We start from the raw sequence: 22266 nt of genomic DNA, 5'->3' as shown, positions 1-22266 counted from the left end.
TTTTTGGTTAGAGTTCGATGGCTCACAGCTATTACACCACCACAGAGGTTCACAGATATCTGACGAATCTATAAGGGCACTTATCGATCACTATTACCTATAAGTGATAAAACAGTATGGTAACTGTGATTGATAAATCAGCAGTAATCCCCATAAAGCTAACAACTTCTTAATACTATAAATGACTTATGACACAAGATACTCAAGTCCCAAATACGGACAGCCAAACTGCTGGCAATCATGGTGACAACGACGTACGCCAACGTTTTTTTATTGAAGATTCGCCTGTACGCGGTGATGTGGTACGCCTATCACGCAGCTATGCGAGCACGATTGCCCAAAAGCCCTACCCTGAAGCCATCAAACGCCTATTGGGCGAGATGTTGACGGCAGCGAGTTTGCTTATCAGTACGGTCAAAATCAATGGTCGCCTGTCTATTCAGTTGCAATCATCAGACAGCGATAGCTTGCTGAATTGGGCGATGGCAGAGTGCGATCAAGACGGTATTATCCGTGCGCTTGCCAGCTGGAAGGGCGAGACTGATGAGCAAGTGCAAGCTTGGAATGATATGACCCATGCCAAAGAAGCCTTTGCTGAGCTGGGCACGACTGGACAAGGCGTGTTGTTTATCAATATCCAGCCTGAGGGCGGCGAGCCATATCAAGGTATCGTCGAGCGTAGCCATGATAATTTGGCAGACTGCTTGGCACATTATCAGAAGCAATCTGCACAGATTCCGACGTTGATTAACCTCGCATCTGACGGCTTGCAAGCGGGTGGTATATTGGTACAAATGCTACCGCGTACGGCTGAAGAAACGGCTGAAGTCGAGCAAAATGAAGATGCTGGTATTGATGATGATTTATGGACGCGTCTGTCTGTATTGACACGCACAGTCAAGCCAGAAGAGCTGACGACGCTGGATGCCAACGAGATTCTTTATCGCTTGTATCATGAAGAAAACATCGTCGCACCCGACCCTGCTCCCCTAGCATTTGGTTGCACCTGCTCGCGCGAAAAGTGTGAAACAGCCATTGAACAAATCGGCGAAGCAGAAGCTTTAGACATCGTCGAAGAGCAAAACGGTACGTTTGAGATGGATTGCGGATTTTGCGGTGAAGTCTATAAGTTCAATAAAGATGATGTAGCAGCGATATTCGCTGAGTAAGTTTTTCATCACTATGGATTAGCCTTTATAGAAATAAAAAACCCCTCAAGTGTGATGCTTGAGGGGTTTTGTTTTATACTGAGCCTTTAACTATAGGCATTCGTCATGAGTAATTTTTGGCAAGAGTTGATTATAAGTTGGGGTGGCAATGCTATTTTAGTTGGTTTAATTGCTTATATTGGAAAGATATACCTAGAAAGAATTAGTCGTGAAGAACAAGCAGCTATCGATGAGCGTATAAAGCGACTTGAACAAGATCATGAAAAATCACTCACTAAAGATGAGCATTTCCATCAAATTTCACAGCAAACCTATCAAAAACTGTTTGATAAAAAAGTAGACACATATAACAAACTACTTAATATATCTATGAAATTTAGAGAGCATAAAGACCTAGTTATACCTAATATATATGCTAACTCGGGACAAGGCATTGCTATTGCACATGGAGTTATACTTACAAAATATGGTGAGACTTATAAGGAGTTTACTGATCTTTTAGATAACAATCTTTCTCTAGTGAGCGCTGAGTTAGTCAAAAAATATTTTGAATGGCGTAAATTCTTTAAAAATGAATATGAATTAGTAGCACCAGAAATACATGCTGATAGAGATCGATTTTTAGAGAGCCTGACTACATTACAAATAGAGTTAGGCGACAGATTCCTAGAGGAAGTTACTAAAGTAGCTGCACAGATTAGTAAAGAAGAGATATTAGCAAAAGGTTTAGTGATTGATGAGAAGTTTGAAGTGTTTGAGCAACTATTAGAACAAATCATGAACGATATCAAAAAATTGAATAAGATAATAAACAATCCAAGTTTCTCTTAATTTAATATTGGTTCGAGAAGAGACTTCTTTATTCATTTAACTTTTAAATAATATTAAAAATCCTAACGACAGAATATTAGTATAGTTTACGTAGAATAAACTACGATTTATCTCAGTCAGAAAATGATATTGACACTAATCCCAACTGTAACATTTACCCTGCTGCTAGAGAAGGTGATGTGAGCTAGGTAGAACACTACCTGACACTTAAAATGAATGGAAGTCCAAACTCATAAAAATAGTGTTGGCGATGCGCAGAAAACCTACGACTGTCTACACTGCCACATCTAAACTTCTAGGGTAAGAATATATGCGCGTTCTACCAGCATAGTCACTTCGTCCATTATCTAGCAACCATTCAACGACTTGCTCGCGCACCCGTCTACTATGAATCAGGTTCATATGATTGACGCCATAAAATATTGCTTTGCGACCATCTGGTACAAATAGCGCATGCTCAGCATCATCCTCGCCCAGCGCTGATGCGACCGACACTAGACTGTCTCCTAGCAAATCTGTCACTTTAGACTCGTAATGCGTCTCGATCAAAGCACTGGCGACAAAATAGGTTTTGATACCACTTGGCAACCGTGCAGGGTGACGAAAGTCTTGCGGCAGCACATTACGACCTTCTAGAGAATTCCAGTCAGCATCACGAATACTACCATGACGCAGATCAATGATACCCGCACTACGCATATCACCAAGCTTGGCAAGCGAACCTGCAAATGGCAGCTTGGCAATGATGTCTTGCACATAATTACCGATACGCTCCAGCACGGCACCATGATGCGGCGAGCCTAGCGTGATGAGATTGCCCACTCGTTTTATCCAGTCTAGGCGCTCTTGCTCGCCATAAAACAGTGCACTACGAGAGACTAGGCCGCCCATACTGTGTCCGACCAAATCTATCTGACTGATGTTTGGGTTATTATCGACCAACTCTTGCAGCAATTGAGAGAACTTGCGACCACTGCGCGAGATACGTCTGCCTGTATTGTAGTCCAAATACAGAACCGTGGTATCAGGTTGACTGAGGCTAATGGCATCGCCTAGGCTGTTTTCCTCTTGTGCTTGCCAGCTTAGGTGACTCATACATAGACCATGGCACAAAATAGCGACACGCCCTGATAGCGTTTCGCGTTGTAGATTGCCGTCTCTGTCGTATAGCACCATCGGAACAGCAAGCGCATTGTCATTATTAACGAGGTGATCACCCATGACGCCATTGATGATATTGACCAATTTCTTTAAAGAATCCGGCAATGGTCGTGAGCTTTTTTGATCGATCGCCCTTTTATAGATGCGTAGCACTGATGCGAGATTATTACCAACCATCAGCATAATATGGCGTATCGTCCCATAGATGCGTCCAGTGATACCACGTTGCCAATTGTTAACATTGCCTTCGTTAAAACGCCCTAAAGGACGCAAAATAACCTCACGGTGGATGGCTTCTACGATGTCAGTGACTTCAACCACACCCATCGTCGCCAGTTGGGCTAAGCCCTCAAAAAAATCAGCCAGAGAGACAGGCTCACGCAGCGTCGTCACATTATTATCATCTGCCAACAATTTGACCAGCTCATCGACATCGATGGCTTCAAGTTGATCTATTTGCTCGTACAAATCACCGTGCAGCGGCGGCATGCTATCGTCTGAGACGAAATGCGCCTCAAGTTCATGACGGCTGCGGGCATTACTGTAAGCGCTATCAGGGATAACACTATCAGCATAAGATAAATTTGGACGATTCATAATATTGAAACATTCAGCAAAGGGGATAGTTTTACATACTATCCTTTAAATGAGACAAATAGAAGGGAAATGATTTGACTTTCGGGTACGTTTCTTAGCAAATAACTTAATAATTTTATAGAGATAAGCCTTAGATGATGTCATTGATCTCATAAAATAAAAAAATCCCAAGCCATTACTTGGGATTTTTTAGACTGATTAATTTTTTATAAATCTGCTATACAGTGTTAATTGTTTATATAAATGACTCGGCCAGTATGACATCGCCATCCTCGCGCGTAATCATAACCGTAGCTGAGCGTGGCGTCTTGCCACCAGCGATAGCGCCCCATGTATTGCCAGGATGTTGAATATTGATAAATAACGTTTTGAAGTCTGGGGTCATGGTAATACCCGTCACTTCGCAGCCTTCGGGACCAACGAAAAAACGTTTGATATTGTCATCACTAGCAAGCATGCCGACTGGCGTTTGTTGCCCAGCCGAGGTGGTGGTAAGCGCACCATCACTCACCTTGCCCGGTAGCGCCGCCAGTAACATGCAGTTCGTGGTATCGGTATAAGCACCATCATCGGTCTGAATCCACAACACGCCACGTGGGTCAAAGTACAGGCCATCTGGCGAAGACAAATCATTGCTGGCATTTAACTGCGATAAATTCTCTGCGGACAAACCACTAGGCGCAGCAAACAGATAAATATCCCATTCAAAGGTCGTTGCCGCATGATCGCCGCCCGCTTCTGCCCAGCGGATGATATGCCCATTGTCATTGCCACGCGCTTTGCCACCTGCTTCATAGCTGCGCGGATTGGACGCTGAAACGGGCTGGTCGTCACGCTCGCCGCGATATTTATTATTGGTCAAGGTCACGTACACTTCGCCAGTCATGGGGCTGACTGACACCCATTCAGGTCGATCCATCTTGGTTGCCCCTAGCGCGTCAGCAGCAGCACGGGCAAAGATTAAAACCTCATCCTGTCCATTGAAAGGCAAGTCGCGATTAGAAGCGTCCAGTCCATTTTGACCATGAATCAGTGCTTTCCATTCGCCTCGACCATTTTCATTAAAGGTCGCGACGTAGAGCGTGCCTTCATTCATATACTTGTCACCAGCTTTTAGGCCGCCACCGATATCCGAATTTGACCATGTGGCTTGGGATACAAACTTATAAATATACTCACCGCGAGCATCATCACCCATATAAAAGACCACGGGCTTGCCTTGCTCAACAGGTGCATAGGCACAGTTTTCATGAGCAAAACGTCCCAGTGCGGTACGTTTTTGAGGTACAGATTTTGGGTCAAATGGGTCGATTTCTGTGATATAACCAAAGGTATTAAAACCATTTCGGTAATCATCGGCAGCGCTTGCCCCAACAGCGGTCATGTCCCAACGTGAGAATTCGTCAGGGATTTTGGCGTCTTTGGCCTCTGGTGTGTGCCATAGGTATTCCCAACCCGGAAAATTCTCCATAGCCCCGTAGCGCTCGCGCCCGTAGTTGTATCCAGCGCTCAATTGACTGGCATCTTGTCCACGCGCAAATACACCTAGGAAGTTCTCTTCGGTAGTCAGATACGTGCCCCAAGGTGATAGTCCTGCACCGCAGTTATTATTGATACCACGCGTCTGAAAGCCTGTCGGATCAAATTTGGTCTTGACCAAATCAGAACCAGCGACAGGACCGGCTAACTGCGCGGTCGTACTGCTGGTAATACGGCGATTGTATTTTGAATCAGCCACCATCTCATAGCCCGCACCGTCAGCACGTCTGCTCATCTCGACCACCGCAACGCCATGGCAATTGACCTCTCGGCGCACATCGCTAGCAAGGCGACGATTTTGAAATATCGGGGCGGCAGTATCATCTTGGGTCACATAGTAGCCAAACGGACTCAATTCGTTACTATTCACGTATTCATGATTCATGACCAGCAGGCCATTGTCTGACGCTTTAGCATCATACGCGCCGCCTTTCTTACCAAAGAACCACATGCCATCATGGTTGTCACCCATGCGCCATTCGAACGACTCGGCAGACTGCTCACGATTGTCTTTCCACTCATCGATACCAGAAATCAGTGGTGTACCCAGTGGCAATATCATCTCCGCTTTGTAGCCTTCAGCGACGCTCATCGTTTCGGCAGTGGAGTGTGCCACTGCGGTAAACTTCAAAGCTTCCGGACGCTTGAGATCACCCTGTGCAGGAATAGCAGCATTGTTGCCTGCGCTATTATTGACAGTATTACCGTCATCGTCGTCACTACAGCCGACCAACGGTAACGCGCCAAAAAAAGCGGCTGCCGTCAATCCTGTGCCACCTTTTAAAATACTGCGGCGGTTCAAGCGGCGGCTAATAATGGTTTGAAAGTCGATATTATCGCTAGGGTTAGAGTCCTCAACGACTTCGTGGGCAAGCAGTTGCTTATTATTCAATACTGTCATTATCAGTCACCTTGCTGTTAGGCTGGATTGGCGTAAAAAGGCTCGTTGCGGCTGTATCTTGTCTGCCACAACAATACGAATTACGCTTAAGTCTACTGAGCATTTATGACAGTACGTTGAAAGCTAGATGACAATTTGATGACAAGCTTTCTGATGATAAAATTTTATGGCAACAGATAAAACAAAAAAATCCCAAGCGTTAACTTGGGATTTTTGATACTTGATACTTGATATTTGATAGTAATCTTAGCAAGCTTATTGAACTTGTGCCTGCCATTCATGCGCGTCCAATTTTAGCATGAGCTTATCGCCTGCGTGCAATATACCAACGCCACTTGGCGTACCCGTCATAATCACATCGCCTGCTTGTAAGCTAAAGGCATGACTGATATTTGCCAATAATTCATACACTGGAAACAACATCAAAGCGCTATCGCCGTCTTGCTTCAGCGTATCATTAATGGTCAACTGATAATGCACCTCAGTAAAATCCCCGAACGCTTGCGGATCGATCCAGTCGGCGAGTACACAAGCACCGTCGAAACACTTGGCACGCTCCCATGGATGACCTTTTTCTTTTAGCTCAGTTTGCAAGTCACGCAAGGTCAAATCCAGTCCCAATGTCACACCGCCGAGCGCTTGCTGTGCTTGCTCAATCGTCGCGGCTGATAGGTCTGCCGATAGCTGAACACATAGTTCCGCTTCATAATGCGTATCGCCAAACAGGTCTGGATTTGGGCGGATAACGCCTTGACGAATAGAAACCACCGCAGAGGCTGGCTTCATAAATAGCATGGGCGCGGCTGGCACCTCGTTACCCAACTCATGAGCATGAGCGGCATAGTTACGACCAACGCAGACGACCTTTCCGATGGGCGCGCGTAAGCTCTGATTGGCATTTTCAGCGCTGTCATCATCATTGACACTTGCGGCAATGGCATTGACTAAAGACATATGTGGTGATTGGCTCATAATAGGGCGGGTCCTCAATTCAAGTGATTGTATCTAAATGGGCTAAAAATGGCTAAATTTTGTCAAACATCGTTAAATAGCTGATTAATATCCCGATATTATTTGCGCTATTTTCCTCGTTTGACTACAAATTATCTCATTTTTGTGACCATTTTTAAAATGAGGACACGCCCCAGGCTCTCACAGAAAAATTATCAGATTTTATTAGCAAATTCAGCACTATCTAGCATAACGTTGACGATAAATCGTTTCAATAATAAGCCATCTGATGACAAATAACTAAGGAATCGTATTGGTCATCACATCTGGTGGCACATAGCTGGCATGACGGTTCATTCTTTTTTCAAACAGTCTAAAGCTAAATAAGATCACCCATGATAATAACAAATAGACGATACCAGCCGCAAAGAACAACTCCATTAAGGTATAAGTACGCGCACTAATCGTACGAGCAACACCCGTGATATCCATCAAGGCAATGGTGGATGCCAACGCACTACCCTTTAGCATAAAGATAACTTCGTTACTGTAGGCTGGAATCACAATACCAAAAGCACGTGGCAAGGTAACACGTGTCAGTTTTTGCCATTTTGACATGCCAATCGCATCGGCCGCTTCTAGCTCACCAATAGGAATATTTTGAATCGCACCGCGAATGATTTCTGCCAAATAGGCACTGGTGTTGAGCGTAAAGGCAATAATAGCGCACCAATAGGCTTTGCTCAGTACCGGCTCCCATAAGAACGAATCACGTACCGCTTCGAACTGACCAAGACCATAATAAATCAAAAATATCTGCACCAGCAGCGGTGTGCCACGGAAAAAGAAAATATACAGAAAAGGAATTATCTGTACCACCCAGCTTTTAGACAGTCTTAACAAAGCTAAAACCAAACCAAAGAGCAGCCCGATAACACCTGATATTATCACTAGTTGGACGGTCAAAACCGCGCCGCCTAGTAAGTCAGGGATATGCTCAAAAATAACCTGCCAATTCCAATCCATAGTATCTCTCCTCTACCCTATGGTCGATTGACATTGAACGGATTGACGGCTCAGCTTTTTAGCATAGCGCGCCGCTGGATTGGCACGCCATTCAAGCCACATCATAAAGCCCGTAATCAGCATGGTCAGACCCAAATAGATAATCGCCGCCGCCATATAAAAAGTAAACGGCTGCTGTGTTGACTGCGCTGCGCGCGAGGACTGATACATGATATCTTTGAGACCAACCACCGATACCAATGCCGTGTCTTTAAGCAACACCAAAAACAGATTGCCCAATCCTGGCAAAGCAATTTGCCAGACTTGCGGCAAAGTAATGCGATAAAAAGTCTGAAAAGGACGCATGCCAATCGCTTGCGCCGCTTCACGTTGCCCTATCGGAATCTCTTGAATCGACATGCGAAAAATTTCAGTCGCATAGGCACCAAAAGCAATCGACAACGCCATGACACCGCCCCAAAACGCACTAATCTCGACATAGTCGTTATAGCCGAATTTTTTGAGAATGCTCATCAGCAGTATAGAACCGCCATAATAGATAAACAGTACCAAAAGTAGCTCAGGAATCCCGCGCATCGTGGCGGTATAGACAGTCGCAAGCTTACGTAGCAGCCAAATATTCGACAGCTTCGCTGTGGCACCGAGCAGACCAAAAAACATACCGATGACCAAACTGGTCATGGCAAGTTGTATGGTGACGGTAGCGCCGCTTAATAAAAGCGCACCAAATCCTTGTAAATCAAACACAATTATCCACTCAGTCTCTTTATATTAGCAATGTTAGCAAAATATGAGTTAAAAGGATCAGCATCAATAGCTGAGCGCGGCCTAAAACCGTATCTTATATCAAATTGATACGGACAACCTAGTTAATAGCACAAAAAAATATTTACACGATTATAGACGCGGTAATTGACACAGTAAAAATGAGCGCTGATTTTATCATACTCGCTGGACGCTATGTTAATACTGACACGTAAAAGCGCGCTCTAAATAGCTACTTATCCCTGCAAGAAGAAAAAAATAAGCGAGATTTGACCAAAGTTGACAGTCGATAACCATTTAAACAACAGGAGGTCTTAATAACACTCAAATAACGGTATAAAAAACATAAGGCACTTCGCCAGTAAATAAAGCCAGCAAATAAAAAAGGACATTGCCATGATGGCGATGTCCTCGTTATTCATACTGCAATAGCGAATAGCACCATGATAGCAAATGGTTATTGCGCTGTGCTATCTGCTGCTGGTTGCTCAGTGTTTTCTACTGTAGCTGCACTAGTACTGGCGGCTGATACAGTAAAGTATTTTTGATTGATTTTGTCGTAAGTACCATTGGCTTTTAAATTGGCTAATGATTCATTGAACTTCGCTTGTAGCGGATCGCCTGGGCGTACGGCTATGGCAAAATTATCATTGATATCAATCTCTTCACCTTTTAGCACATAGTTACTGCCTGATGGTGAGCTGAGCCATTCTATGGCTGGCAGTTTGTCAGATATCATCGCATCGACGCGACCTGAACCTAAGTCTAAGAACGCATTACTCAAGGTATCATAGAGCTTCATATTGGCTTTTGGATAGGTATCCTCTAACCACTGTGATGAGATAGTCGAGCGCTGCGCGGCAATAGAGTGCGCATTGATATCATCGCTATTGCTTGGATTAAAGCTACTGTCTTTTTTAGCCAAAAAAACCAAGGCATTGCTAAAGTAAGAATCCGTAAAACTCACTTGCTGTTCACGCTCAGGTGTCACCGACATCGCCGCGACGATGGCATCATATTTACCAGCCTTGAGGCCAGGAATAATACCATCCCAATCTTGAGCGACAATCTCGCAAGTGACTTTCATATCGTCGCAGATAGCATTTGCTATATCTACATCGAAACCACCCAGTGTGCCATCTGCATTGGTATAGTTAAAAGGGGCATACGCGCCTTCAGTACCAATACGTAATACTTCTTTTGTATCAGCAGCGGTGGCCTCGGTAGCTTCTGAATTGCTATCATCAGCACTATCTTGACTATTGCTACAACCCGCTAACATAAAGACCGATACCATGCCCAGTAGCGACATTGACCAGCGGCTGGTCGTTACCAGTTTTTTGACTGGGGCACAAGTCGTACTGCTGGCTGGAACAAGATAGTTGCTCATGATCATCCTTGATTTTTATATTAGAGAAACAACTTCGTAAAACAATGCTTGCCTGATACAGGCAAGCCTCGTTTTAGTTGGTCGCGGCTTCTGTTTGCTCTTCTTCAGCAATCATCGCATTGGCATCGACATTGCCTTCGTCAACAACGACTACTTGCTCAACACTGCCAGTAGCAGTCGCTTTTTGCGCGGCAGCCGTAGTGCTGGTGCCAAAATAACTGCCAGTGATTTGATCATAGGTGCCATTGGCTTTTAGCTCGGCCAACGCTGCGTTAAACTTGGCGACTAATGGATCGCCTTTACGGAAGGCAATACCCATGGCATCATCGTTGGTGCTGATTTCTTGGCCTTTGACTTCGTAGTCTTTACCTGCTTCAGTTTTCAACCAGTCGATACCCGTTACTTTATCCGACATCATCGCGCGCACACGACCTGAGGTCAGATCCAGATAGGCATTGTCTTGAGTGTCATAAAGCTTGATATCAGCATTGTCATGTTCATCTTGTAGATATTGCGAGGCAACCGTTGAACGCTGTGAAGCGACTGGCTGACCTTCGAGACCTTCTACGCTGATATCATCACCTTTTTTACCGATTAAGATGATGCCACTGTGAAAATAAGGGTCGCTAAATTCTACGACTTCTTTGCGTTCAGGGGTGATTGACATACCAGCGATGGTCGCATCAAACTTCTGTGCGTTCAGTCCTGGAATCAGGCCATCCCAATCTTGCGAGATAACTTCGCACTCTGCTTTCATTTGTGCACATAATGCGTCAACCAACTCAATCTCATAGCCAATCAATTTGCCATCGGCATCTGTGTAACTAAAAGGCTTATAGCTTGATTCGGTCGCGATTTTGATATTCAAAGGCGTATCGCTCGCTGCATCCGCTTCGGCACTGTCTGCTGGTGCTGAGCTATTATTACACCCCGCCAGCATTAGCATTGCTGCGCTTAGCGGCGCAAGCCACAAAGCTTTCTTAGTCATTGATGATGTCATTGAAATTGTCATACCTATTGTTCCTTAATATATTTACCAGCCGTGTATTAACCCACTATTCGTTGATCGATACTGATTAATCAACGCACTTTCTTGCAAGCTCATTTATAAACGCTTACTGACCAAAGTTGATTTGCTCAAGACGTGCCAGCTCACCGTTACTACGGATTTCGCTAAGCGCTTTGTTGAAGTCGTCTCTGAGTGGGTCGTCCTTACGGACGGCAATGGCAATATTATCGTCATTGTCAATTTCGTCACCAACAACACCGAAACCTTCTGGATTGTCTGCTAACCATGATTTGGCTGAGACTTTTTCAGCCAATACTGCATCACTACGTCCAGATTTTAGATCCAAATAGGCATTGTCATAATTATCATAAAGCTTAACGGTGTTGCCATCTTTGCCTTCATAATTATCTTGTAGATACGCACCAGGCGTCGTTGAGCGTTGACCGCCCAGCGTTAGGCTTTTGATCGACGTAGGATCAAAGCTGCCTTTGGTATCGGTCAGCCATACCATGGTATTGGCGAAGTAAGGCTCACTGAAATCAACTTTTTCTTGACGCTCAGCAGTGATAGACATACCAGCGACCACAGCATCATATTTTTGTGCCAATAGACCCGGAATAATACCGTCCCAATCTTGGGCAACGATTTCGCATTTGGCCTGCATTTGGTCACATAAGGCATTAGCAACGTCGATATCAAAACCTGCCAACGTGCCATCGGCATTGGTATAGTTAAAAGGAGGGTAAGCGCCTTCAGTTGCGATACGAATGGTCTTGCCAGCCGTTTCTGCCGCGGGTGCATCAGCGTTGGCACCAGCCGTTTCATCGGCAGGCTGACTACAAGCACTCAGCATTAACGCTGCAGTGACGGTCATCGATGACCATAATAGGCGAGAATTAGACATCATACATTCCTTAAATTCTAATGGGTTTTAATGTAGGGCTCTGATATTTTGTTCTCTGACTTCCCTGCCAGACAAGAAATATAGATAGCAGAAGATACAAGCAGCCGTCATTATTGACCGCCTGTAAGCCTTTTGATAATACCTGAGTAAAATATCAAAAACAAACGTTTTGCATACCGACTGTTATTATTGGGTAATAAATAGCTAACGACAATTACCAATCAGAAAGTTGAGTGGCATGAGCGATATGTCATAAAAGATAGTCCACAATAAGCGGCTAACTGTTTTGACGATGCGATGCCATAAAGTCTTTGACACGCTCAGAGGTAGGATTGTCAAAGATTTGTTCGGGCGTACCCATCTCTTCAACGACTCCTTGATGTAAGAATACGACTTGGCTAGACACTTCGCGGGCAAAACGCATCTCATGCGTGACGATCAGCATCGTGCGCCCTTCTTCTGCCAACTCACGCATGACTGCCAGCACTTCATTCACTAGCTCAGGGTCTAAGGCAGACGTTGGCTCATCAAATAACAATACCCGTGGCTGCATAGCAAGAGCACGGGCAATGGCGACACGTTGACGCTGACCACCAGATAGATTGGCAGGGTAAGCATCTTTTTTGTCAAGTAAACCCACTTTATCAAGCAGCTGCTCGGCATCACTGATCGCTTGATCTTTTTTAATCTTTAAAACTTGCGTTGGCCCTTCGATGATGTTTTGCAAAATCGTTTTGTGCGGCCACAAGTTGAAGTTTTGAAAGACGAAGCCCACACGCGCACGCAAACTCTCCAGTTGCTTGATATCTGAGGCTTGTAGCTCACCTGATTTGCCAGGCTTTAACATCAGCTCTTCATTACCGATGATAATACGACCTTGATTGGGCTTTTCAAGCAAATTAATACAGCGCAACAAGGTGGATTTTCCAGAGCCAGAAGAGCCCAAAATAGAGATCACATCACCATCATAGGCAGTAAGCGATACCCCTTTTAGCACTGCCAATGAGCCATAGCTTTTATGGACGTCTTGTAGATCTAAGGCGATAGGACGAGTCGGGTTTTTTGCAGTATCAAGCATGGTTCAGCAGACTTCCAATAAATATGAATGAAAATACGTAAAAAATCGTGGTATGGAGGATAAGTATCAACCCTAATAAGGTCGTGATACGCTTATAACTCGTCATACAAAGAGAAAAAGTGACACATTGTCTCTTATTACACAGTAAAAAGGCAAATCCTGCGTTTAACCAGCACGCCACTCAGCATTTGTAAGCCACTGAATAACTGACATAAAAAAACCCAGCCTGCCTTTGCAGTACTGAGCCTTATTTTATCACTTTAGCGTACTAGGCGTTGTGTTATCTGTTTACCCACTTTCAATATCTAATGTCGATAAGTGATAGCTGATTAGTATGTCATAAATCAATATTCCCAAACCTAGCACGTCGAAACTTAGCACGCTAACAATCAGTATGTCGAAACATGCTCTTCGCTTTCAGTACCATCTAGCATTTCTGTATCATCTGCTGTCGCTACTGCTACGTCGTCATTACTGTCCATTGCCATACCATCATCAGCGCTAGCAACTGCAATATCATCGCCATTGCCTACACTAGCCGCATCATCCTCTACTGCCGTCTGTGCATCAGCCGCCGGCTCAGTTTCCATAGGTGCCTCGTCTTTTTTGCCACAGGCACTTAACGTCAATGCAGCTGCCACTAACCCTATCGTTAGCCAACTTTTAGCCGTGCCGTTCTTTTCGATATTATCATTTGTAGTAGTCATATCAATGCTCCGTCCGTTATAGTTCATGCTTAGCTATCGATAAAAACCATCTGATCGATCGCTTTATATGGATATTCTTAAAAACTCTAGTCTTAGCACTCACTATACTGACGATCGATCGTCGCTACCTTAGTACTTACAACGCAGTTCTGTTAAAAACATGTAACGATGCATTTGATTTTTAACCAACCTTTAACAGTACTCATGTTATGAATGTACATGCGTAAAACGATCAGCATAACACCGAGGTAATGCTCATAAACGCTTTATAAAACGGGCGCTGTTCACAAAATCATCTTTACTATCGCCTCAATCTCCTCTATGTTAAATAGCATAATGCCATATGGGCATCCAAAGCTGCTTTTTTTGCTAAATTTTCGCCTCTTTAGGCGCTTTTATCTATTTAGAACATGTATCACTATAAGGAAAAATTTATGAGTCAATCAAACATCACAGACGTTACCACCTATATGCAATCTGTTGGTAAGCAAGCACGCGCGGCATCACGTGCTCTCGCAGCAGCCAATACGAGCGACAAAAATACCGCCCTTATGTCAATCTATGACGTATTGCTAGAGGCGAAAAAAGATATTTTGTCTGCCAATAAAATCGATATGGATAACGGTCGAAAGAACGACTTAGACGCCGCCCTACTTGATCGTCTAGAGCTAAACGATGTGCGCTTCGATGGTATGCTACAAGGTCTAAAAGACGTATCGGCGCTACCTGATCCTATCGGCGAAGTCACTGACATGACTTACCAACCATCGGGGATTCATTTGGGCAAAATGCGTGTACCGCTCGGCGTTGTCGGTATGATTTATGAGTCGCGTCCTAACGTAACACTAGAAGCCGCCTCTTTAGCCTTAAAATCAGGCAATGCGATTATCTTGCGCGGTGGCTCTGAAGCTTTTGAATCCAATCAAGCAATCGCCAAATGTATCTTAGAAGGTCTAAAAAAAGTCGGACTGTCTGAGCATAGTGTGCAGGTATTGCAAACGACTGACCGCGCTGCTGTCGGCGAGCTGATTACGATGACTGATTATGTTGATGTCATCGTCCCACGCGGCGGCAAAGGACTGATTGAGCGTATCAGCCGTGATGCCAAAGTCCCTGTGATTAAGCATTTAGACGGTAACTGCCACACCTTTATTGATAGTGATGCCGATCCTGAGATTGCTATCAAAGTCAGCGTCAATGCCAAAACGCATCGCTACGGCACTTGTAATACCATGGAGACACTATTGGTCGATGAATCAGTCGCGGATGAGCTATTACCAAAAATTGCTGAAGCCATTGTTCAAGCCGATGATGCCATGCAACTGCGTCTCGATGAAAAGTCGCAAGCAATCTTGAATGATAATGCTGTGCTCAAAGGTCATCTATCTGCCGCAACTGCTGAAGACTGGGATACCGAATATTTAGCGCCCATCTTGGCGGTAAAAGTCTTGTCAGGTATTGACGAAGCCATTGAGCATATCAATACCCACGGCAGCCATCATACTGATGTTATCATTACTGATAACTATACCAAGTCGCAACGCTTTATCCGCGAAGTGGACTCGGCCAGCGTCATGATTAACGCCTCTAGCCGCTTTGCTGATGGTTTCGAATATGGTCTAGGTGCTGAGATTGGTATCTCAACGGACAAAATCCATGCGCGTGGCCCTGTTGGTCTCGAAGGTCTGACTTCACAAAAATGGATCGTTTATGGTCATGGTGAGACACGTGCTTAGCTTATCGCGTCCCACCCTATCATCTACCGTTTAACTTAACGTATAATCAAAAAAAACGTCAGCTTAATTGCTGGCGTTTTTTTATGAATGACAATATGTTATATATGCTGCATACCTGTTATTTTGTATAAAAATAATCTATAGGAAAGCCGACCCATGCAAAGTGGCAAGATTAAGCACTGGAACCAAGATAAAGGCTATGGCTTTATCGATGTGGACGATCAAAATGAGGATGTGTTTTTTCATGTCAGTAAAGTTCGATTGTCACAGCCGATAATCGTCGGTCAAAGCGTCTATTTCAATAGTGTACGTAATGATAAGGACCAATTAAGAGCCACTGAAGTCACGTCATCTTCACTGAGCATTGAAGCAGACACTGACAATGACACTGCGTCAAATGTGCCCAAGCACAGGCCTAATAATGCCAAACGAAATAGCCAGCACAGTAGTCATAACTCAAATCGCAGCACTCAAAACAGTAGTCAAAATAAGAGAAGCTTAGGCTCTACCCTGTTTAGCCTCATCGCTATTATCGCCGTCGCGTTTTATTTCTTTGGTGACTTAAAGTCCACTTTCTTTGCTAATGGTGTTGAGTCGACGACGATATCGGCATCTACAAGCTCAAGCCTAGCAACCAACTCTGGTATAACGGGTGATGCTCAGATAGATAGGACGGTAGCACTCATTCAGCAAGGTGGGCCTTTTCCTTATCCAAATAAAGATGGCACGACGTTTTATAATCGTGAGGGCAGATTACCCGCGCAGTCGCAAGGCTATTACCGTGAATACACCGTACCTACCCCTAATGTGTCACATCGCGGCGCGCGGCGTATCGTTACCGGAGGCTATCCACCTACCGTTTATTACTTGACGGTCGACCATTATGATAGTTTTATAAAATTGGAGGTGAATTAAAATGAGTGAAGCCATCCACTATGTTAATCAAAACCACATTAACCAAAACGGTACAGCACTACATGCGGTCATTCCTATTGAGGCTGTTACCATACCCGTGGGTGACGCACTGGATAAAACCACGCTATTGACGAGTCTAGCCCACGCCTGTGACTTCCCCAGTTATTTTTCGCACAACTGGGACAGCGCGTGGGACTGCTTGACAGATAGCGAGGTGGTGCATTTAACGCTTGATTTGACGGTGATAAAAAGGATAAATACCGAAGATTTCAATGTCTTTAAGAGCATCATTGAGGATGCCTATAGAGAATTTGGCAAACCACAACTGTGGCTCATTGTGCCATCTGAGGACGAACTCTAATCACTGAGCGTAGCTGATAGTCACCGATAATTAGTCGTAATCATAGAAACCTGAATTCGAGATAAAGCCATATTTATCCCGAATTCAGGTTAATTTATTTTATAGAAAGGATTAACCTATGGAGATTACCTTAAACGGTTATTACACATTGATATTAGCCACCTTGGTGCTGCTACTTGGCCGATTTTTGGTGAAGAGAGTCAAGTTTTTAGAAGATTTTAATATTCCCGAACCGGTTGCCGGTGGTTTGGTCGCTGCTATTATCGTCTATATTCTCAATATGGTTTGGGGGTATAGTTTTAATTTTCACCAAGGATTACAGACGGCGACCATGCTGATGTTCTTTGCATCTATTGGCTTAAGTGCTGATTTTGGCAGGCTAAAAGCCGGTGGTACACCCTTATTAATTTTCACTGTCGTAGTCTCCGTCTTCATCATTTTACAAGATATCGTTGGCGTGGCTATGGCAAGTGCCTTGGGGCTTGATCCTCTGCTCGGTCTAGTGACCGGCTCTATCGCCTTGACTGGTGGGCATGGTACGGCAGGTGCTTGGGGCATTACTTTAGAGGAAGACTACGGCGTGGTCGGCGCCACAACGCTTGGTATTGCTGTTGCTACTTATGGTTTGGTCGCAGGTGGTATCGTCGGTGGGCCTGTTGCCCGTCGTTTAATTAATCGACTTGGACTAAAGCCCACACCTGCCAACCCACACCCTAGTGATATTGAAAAAGTCGCGGGCGCACAGTCGTTATATAGTACCAAGCATGACGAAGATAACGCGCACAGTGATAAAGAAATCTTTGAGAGGCCAGACAGCATGCGCTTTATCACTGCGTCTTCTACTATCGAAACATTAGCGCTCTTTGCTGCGGCATTGGCTTTTGCAGAAGTGATGACACTGGTAGCAGAGGGTACATGGTTTGAGTTGCCTACTTTCGTTTGGGCATTGGCAGGCGGCGTTATCATTCGCAATGTGCTAACGATGGTTTTCAATTTTGATATGTTTGACCGTTCGATTGATGTGTTCGGTAACGCCTCTTTGAGTCTATTTTTGGCGATGGCGCTGCTGTCTTTGAAGCTATGGCAATTGACTGATCTAGCCGGCCCTGTATTGATTATCTTGTTGGTGCAGACAGTCATCATGATTATTTATGTCTATTTTATTACCTTTAAAGTCATGGGTAAAAACTATGATGCGGCTGTTTTGTCAGCGGGACATTGCGGTTTTGGTATGGGTGCAACACCCACAGCGATTGCGAATATGCAGGCAGTCACTGACCGCTATCTGCCTTCGCCTAAGGCCTTTCTAATCGTGCCAATGGTTGGTGCTTTCTTTGTTGATATCGTTAATGCGACGGTATTGCAGATATTTACGAAGTTACCGTTTATGTAGGCTGATGCTGTCACAGATCAAAATTTAATAGCTATCTAGCAAACAACGAATGCTAGACATCGAAAAGCCCGCCAAAACTAATCTTGGCGGGCTTTTTTAATTATCAAGTTATAATAGAGTGTTCAATCGAACCCATTATTTATACTTTTTAATTTCACCACTTTTCACACGAGCTATGAAAGAATTAACCTCTCTTTTCACAATTGGCATCAAGAAGTATAGACCGATGATGTTAAAGATCGCCATAGCGAACAGAGCCGCATCTGAGAAGTCGATAACGAAGCTAAACTGTACGATGGTACCGATAACAACGAAGACTAAGAAGATAAGTTTGTATATCATCTCGCCGCCTTTACCTTCACCGAAGAGGTAAGTCCAAGCTTTTAGACCATAATATGACCATGAGATCATCGTTGAAAAAGCAAACAATAATACCGCGACAGCTAGGAAATACTGGAAGATAGGCGCCGTTTCCATAAAGGCAGCACGGGTTAGATCCACACCAGTGAGCGCTTGGGTTTGCAAGTTTGCAACAGTGTTCACGCCAGAGATAGTAATAACGAGCGCCGTCATAGTACAGATAACAACCGTATCAATGAAAGGCTCTAACAGCGCTACTAAACCTTCAGTAGCAGGTTCTTTGGTTTTTACCGCTGAGTGAGCAATAGCGGCTGAACCAACACCCGCTTCGTTAGAGAAAGTCGCACGTTTTAACCCTTGGATTAACGCACCAATAAAACCACCAGCCACGCCAGCACCAGTGAAGGCACCTGTGAAAATCTCGCCAAATGCGGCGCCGATATGATTAAAGTTTGCAACCAGTACGATGACACTCATTGTGATATACAATAAAGCCATAAAAGGTACAACTTTTTCGGTAACGGTTGCAATGCGTGGCATACCACCAATAATAACCATACCGACTAAAAACGCTAAGCCAATACCAAAGAATATACTGTAATCCGTTGGAATGCTAAAAGTAGAGCTCATGACTGCAAAGGCTTGGTTACCCTGAAACATGTTACCAGCACCAAAAGTAGCCAATATACACATAAGGGCAAAACCGACGGCTAACACCTTACCCAATCCACCCATACCACGTTCAGCCATACCGCGGCTCAAGTAGTACATAGGTCCACCTGATACGGCACCAGAAGGCAGGATCGTACGGTATTTGACACCTAACGTACACTCTACAAACTTGGTCGCCATACCGAACAGACCAACCATAATCATCCAAAAGGTAGCACCAGGTCCACCAATAGCAAGTGCTGCACCCACACCTGCAATATTACCGAGACCGACTGTACCTGACAAAGCAGTAGCTAGTGCTTGAAAATGGCTAACCTCGCCTTCTTCTTTGACAGCAGGGTTTGGATCAGTATATTTGCCTCTGACAATATCTAAAGACAAGCCTATATGACGAAACTGAATAAAGCCAAAATAAAAAGTAAAGACTAATGCGGCAACTAATAACCAACCTACAATTAGCGGAAAGCTTACTTCGCCAAGAGGTACTGAAAAGAAAATAAGATCGACGAACCAGCCAAATATACTGGCCATAAAGCTATCGAGACCTGCTCCAAATGCTGCTAGACCTGATTGTTGTTCTGCTGCTTGCGCAAGAGTAGTGCTAAGTAATAGCATCGTTGCGACTAAATATTGTTTTTTCATGTAAATCCCTTTAGTGAAAATAATATTTATACAATTATTTACAGCGATACTGGTACAAAGTGTAATTATTTATTATACTTTGTATCAGTATTATTACTAAATGTTCAATGCCGACTATATACTAATACTTTTGTATAAACAAAAACATTTACACATTTTTCTCAATTAAACATCAACTTATAGTCAGTTCGGAATAAAATCGATACATTGTTAGTTATGTGCGACTGGTATAAATTTTCCTTGCTTGCTGCTATCACAGAGGCTACGAAAAATTCATTCCAGTCACACTGTATCTGTTTTAAAGTGAATCTACTATAGCGCTTTAAAGCTGATAGCCGAACTCAGTCAAGATCACTATAATTATCGAAAAATGTCGGTAGTATTTTTTAGTATAAATAACAGACTTAAATATAATTAAAAGGGCGAAATGACAATATCAACACAGGTTTGCGTTAAATGATTTAAGACTTGTAGAGAGTAATAACAAAAAAACCGCTAAGCAAAAGCTTAGCGGTTTTTTTTATTACCATTCTAAAGTTTACTGATTTTTAGCATAGACTGGCAATTCTGCACAGATCGCCTCTACTTTACCACGTACTTCAGTCGCGACGGCTTCATTACCACGGCTGTCTAGTACATCGCAAATCCAACCTGCCAAATCACCCGCTTGCGCTTCGTTGAAGCCGCGAGTGGTAATCGCTGGTGTACCGATACGAATACCAGACGTCACGAATGGTGATTTTGGATCGTTTGGTACAGCGTTTTTGTTCACAGTGATGTGAGCTTCGCCAAGCCATTTATCGGCTTCTTTACCCGTCATTTCTTGCTTAACCAAGCTGATCAGCATGAGATGATTTTCAGTACCACCAGAGATGATTTCATAGCCACGCTCTTGGATGACTTTTGCCATTGCTTGTGCGTTTTTCACGACTTGCTGCTGATAGGTTTTGAAGTTGTCTTCTAGCGCTTCTTTAAAGCAAACTGCTTTTGCCGCGATGACATGCATCAACGGGCCACCTTGGTTGCCTGGGAATACGGCTGAGTTTAGTTTCTTAGCAAGCACTTCATCACGAGCCAAAATCATACCTGAACGTGGGCCACGTAGGGTTTTGTGCGTGGTGGTCGTCACGACATCAGCGAACGGTACTGGACTTGGATAAACACCACCAGCGATAAGACCAGCAACGTGTGCCATATCGACCAATAAGTAAGCACCGACTTCATCAGCGATTTCGCGGAAACGTGCCCAATCGACCACTTGCGAATACGCTGAAAAACCAGCAATAATCATTTTTGGCTTGTGCTCACGCGCTAAGCTCTCTACTTGGTCATAATCGATAAGGCCAGTACCGTCTACCAATCCGTACTGTACGGCATTGTAGTTCAGACCTGAGAAGTTAATGTGTGCGCCATGAGTCAAGTGACCACCAGCGTCTAAGCTCATGCCCAATACCGTGTCATTGGCTTCTAGCAATGCTAAAAATACGGCAGAGTTTGCTTGACTACCTGAGTGTGGCTGGACGTTGACGTATTCAGCGCCGAACAACTCTTTTGCACGATCAATAGCCAATTGTTCAACGACATCGACATGCTCACAACCACCGTAGTAACGCTTGCCAGGATAGCCTTCTGCGTACTTGTTAGTAAGGTCAGTACCTTGCGCTTCCATCACTGCTTGTGAGCAGTAGTTTTCAGACGCAATCAATTCGATATGATTTTCTTGACGAACGCTTTCTGCAGCCATCGCTTCAGCAAGTACTGGATCAAACTCTTTGATAGAAATATCTTTAAACATAGTGATGTCCTAGGTAGTGACTTTCGTTAAAAGACGTTATTAAAAAACGTCATTGAAAATAAGCTATAGCCTACCCGCAATAAAACCATTACTGCGCCAACATCGCTTAAAGTACATTGGCACTTTTGTGCGTAGTTTACCAGTATTAGAGTTATTTTAGATTGGCTGTATTAGCGAAGATTAATAGGAGTAAGCGAGGAAATCGGTCTGTCATTGGCTTATCCAGTTCGGCAATAAATAAGATACGAGTGGGTATCGCTATCATCGCTTTAGACTAAGTGTAACATGAAATTTCATGCTGCGAGCGCAAAAAATCTCACCTTAAGATGAGTGAATTAAATGACCATATAACACAGATAAATAG

18 protein-coding genes are annotated in these 22266 nt (G+C 44.1%); 6 read left to right on the top strand and 12 right to left on the bottom strand.

Annotation, left to right across the window (positions count from 1 at the left end; all coding sequences use genetic code 11):
- Positions 1 to 188 precede the first annotated feature (188 nt).
- Positions 189 to 1169, top strand: coding sequence for an Hsp33 family molecular chaperone HslO (gene hslO / locus ACTQ9T_RS08465; protein WP_440464769.1), 981 nt, complete (start codon positions 189 to 191; stop codon positions 1167 to 1169).
- A gap of 105 nt (positions 1170 to 1274) precedes the next feature.
- Positions 1275 to 2000, top strand: a complete 726-nt coding sequence (locus ACTQ9T_RS08460; RefSeq protein ID WP_440464768.1) for a hypothetical protein — start codon at positions 1275 to 1277, stop codon at positions 1998 to 2000.
- Between the two features lie 273 nt (positions 2001 to 2273).
- Here ACTQ9T_RS08460 and ACTQ9T_RS08455 read toward each other — a convergent pair whose 3' ends face one another.
- From ACTQ9T_RS08455 to ACTQ9T_RS08410, 10 genes are all read right to left on the bottom strand, one after another.
- Positions 2274 to 3758, bottom strand: a complete 1485-nt coding sequence (locus ACTQ9T_RS08455; protein ID WP_440464767.1) for an esterase/lipase family protein — start codon at positions 3756 to 3758, stop codon at positions 2274 to 2276.
- Between the two features lie 235 nt (positions 3759 to 3993).
- Entirely contained in the window at positions 3994 to 6198 is a 2205-nt protein-coding gene (locus tag ACTQ9T_RS08450) for a PhoX family protein (protein WP_440464766.1), read from the bottom strand.
- Between the two features lie 255 nt (positions 6199 to 6453).
- Positions 6454 to 7170, bottom strand: a complete 717-nt coding sequence (locus tag ACTQ9T_RS08445; RefSeq protein WP_440464765.1) for a fumarylacetoacetate hydrolase family protein — start codon at positions 7168 to 7170, stop codon at positions 6454 to 6456.
- A gap of 279 nt (positions 7171 to 7449) precedes the next feature.
- Positions 7450 to 8175 carry an ABC transporter permease gene (locus ACTQ9T_RS08440; protein WP_189582836.1) on the bottom strand — a complete coding sequence of 242 codons (726 nt, stop codon included), beginning with the start codon at positions 8173 to 8175 and terminating at the stop codon, positions 7450 to 7452.
- Positions 8176 to 8187: 12 nt separating this feature from the next.
- The gene (locus ACTQ9T_RS08435) at positions 8188 to 8922 is read right to left on the bottom strand and encodes an ABC transporter permease (protein WP_440464764.1); all 735 of its coding nucleotides are present in this window, start codon (positions 8920 to 8922) and stop codon (positions 8188 to 8190) included.
- A gap of 475 nt (positions 8923 to 9397) precedes the next feature.
- The gene (locus ACTQ9T_RS08430) at positions 9398 to 10330 is read right to left on the bottom strand and encodes an ABC transporter substrate-binding protein (RefSeq protein ID WP_440464763.1); all 933 of its coding nucleotides are present in this window, start codon (positions 10328 to 10330) and stop codon (positions 9398 to 9400) included.
- A gap of 73 nt (positions 10331 to 10403) precedes the next feature.
- Positions 10404 to 11342: a transporter substrate-binding domain-containing protein gene (locus ACTQ9T_RS08425; protein WP_210541116.1), complete on the bottom strand. Its 939-nt coding sequence runs from the start codon at positions 11340 to 11342 to the stop codon at positions 10404 to 10406.
- Positions 11343 to 11445: 103 nt separating this feature from the next.
- Complete coding sequence (locus ACTQ9T_RS08420) at positions 11446 to 12246, bottom strand: transporter substrate-binding domain-containing protein (protein ID WP_189582843.1); 801 nt, start codon at positions 12244 to 12246, stop codon at positions 11446 to 11448.
- A gap of 274 nt (positions 12247 to 12520) precedes the next feature.
- On the bottom strand, positions 12521 to 13321 hold the full coding sequence (locus ACTQ9T_RS08415) for an ABC transporter ATP-binding protein (RefSeq protein WP_010201862.1): 801 nt from the start codon (positions 13319 to 13321) through the stop codon (positions 12521 to 12523).
- Positions 13322 to 13710: 389 nt separating this feature from the next.
- Complete coding sequence (locus tag ACTQ9T_RS08410) at positions 13711 to 14028, bottom strand: hypothetical protein (protein ID WP_194195961.1); 318 nt, start codon at positions 14026 to 14028, stop codon at positions 13711 to 13713.
- Between the two features lie 434 nt (positions 14029 to 14462).
- On the opposite strand from ACTQ9T_RS08410, the gene ACTQ9T_RS08405 reads away from it, so the two are divergent.
- The 4 genes from ACTQ9T_RS08405 to gltS all read left to right on the top strand — a co-directional run bounded on the left by ACTQ9T_RS08405 (position 14463) and on the right by gltS (position 18433).
- A complete protein-coding gene (locus ACTQ9T_RS08405) occupies positions 14463 to 15764 on the top strand; it encodes a glutamate-5-semialdehyde dehydrogenase (RefSeq protein ID WP_440464762.1) in 1302 nt (433 codons plus the stop codon).
- Between the two features lie 156 nt (positions 15765 to 15920).
- Positions 15921 to 16679 (top strand): ribonuclease domain-containing protein, encoded by a 759-nt coding sequence (locus ACTQ9T_RS08400; protein ID WP_440464761.1) that lies wholly within the window; start codon positions 15921 to 15923, stop codon positions 16677 to 16679.
- Position 16680: 1 nt separating this feature from the next.
- A complete protein-coding gene (locus ACTQ9T_RS08395; RefSeq protein WP_440464760.1) occupies positions 16681 to 17040 on the top strand; it encodes a barstar family protein in 360 nt (119 codons plus the stop codon).
- 118 nt (positions 17041 to 17158) lie between these two features.
- On the top strand, positions 17159 to 18433 hold the full coding sequence (gltS, locus tag ACTQ9T_RS08390; protein ID WP_194620786.1) for a sodium/glutamate symporter: 1275 nt from the start codon (positions 17159 to 17161) through the stop codon (positions 18431 to 18433).
- A gap of 135 nt (positions 18434 to 18568) precedes the next feature.
- Here the strand turns inward: gltS and ACTQ9T_RS08385 are convergent, their stop codons facing one another.
- Positions 18569 to 20107: an alanine/glycine:cation symporter family protein gene (locus tag ACTQ9T_RS08385; RefSeq protein WP_440464759.1), complete on the bottom strand. Its 1539-nt coding sequence runs from the start codon at positions 20105 to 20107 to the stop codon at positions 18569 to 18571.
- Between the two features lie 538 nt (positions 20108 to 20645).
- Positions 20646 to 21902, bottom strand: coding sequence for a serine hydroxymethyltransferase (glyA, locus tag ACTQ9T_RS08380; RefSeq protein ID WP_440464758.1), 1257 nt, complete (start codon positions 21900 to 21902; stop codon positions 20646 to 20648).
- Positions 21903 to 22266 lie beyond the last annotated feature (364 nt).

Source organism: Psychrobacter sp. ASPA161_6 (assembly GCF_051970285.1).
GTDB lineage: Bacteria > Pseudomonadota > Gammaproteobacteria > Pseudomonadales > Moraxellaceae > Psychrobacter > Psychrobacter glaciei.
Note: the sequence above shows the minus strand (reverse complement) of the source record. Positions and strands in the feature narration are given on the sequence as shown.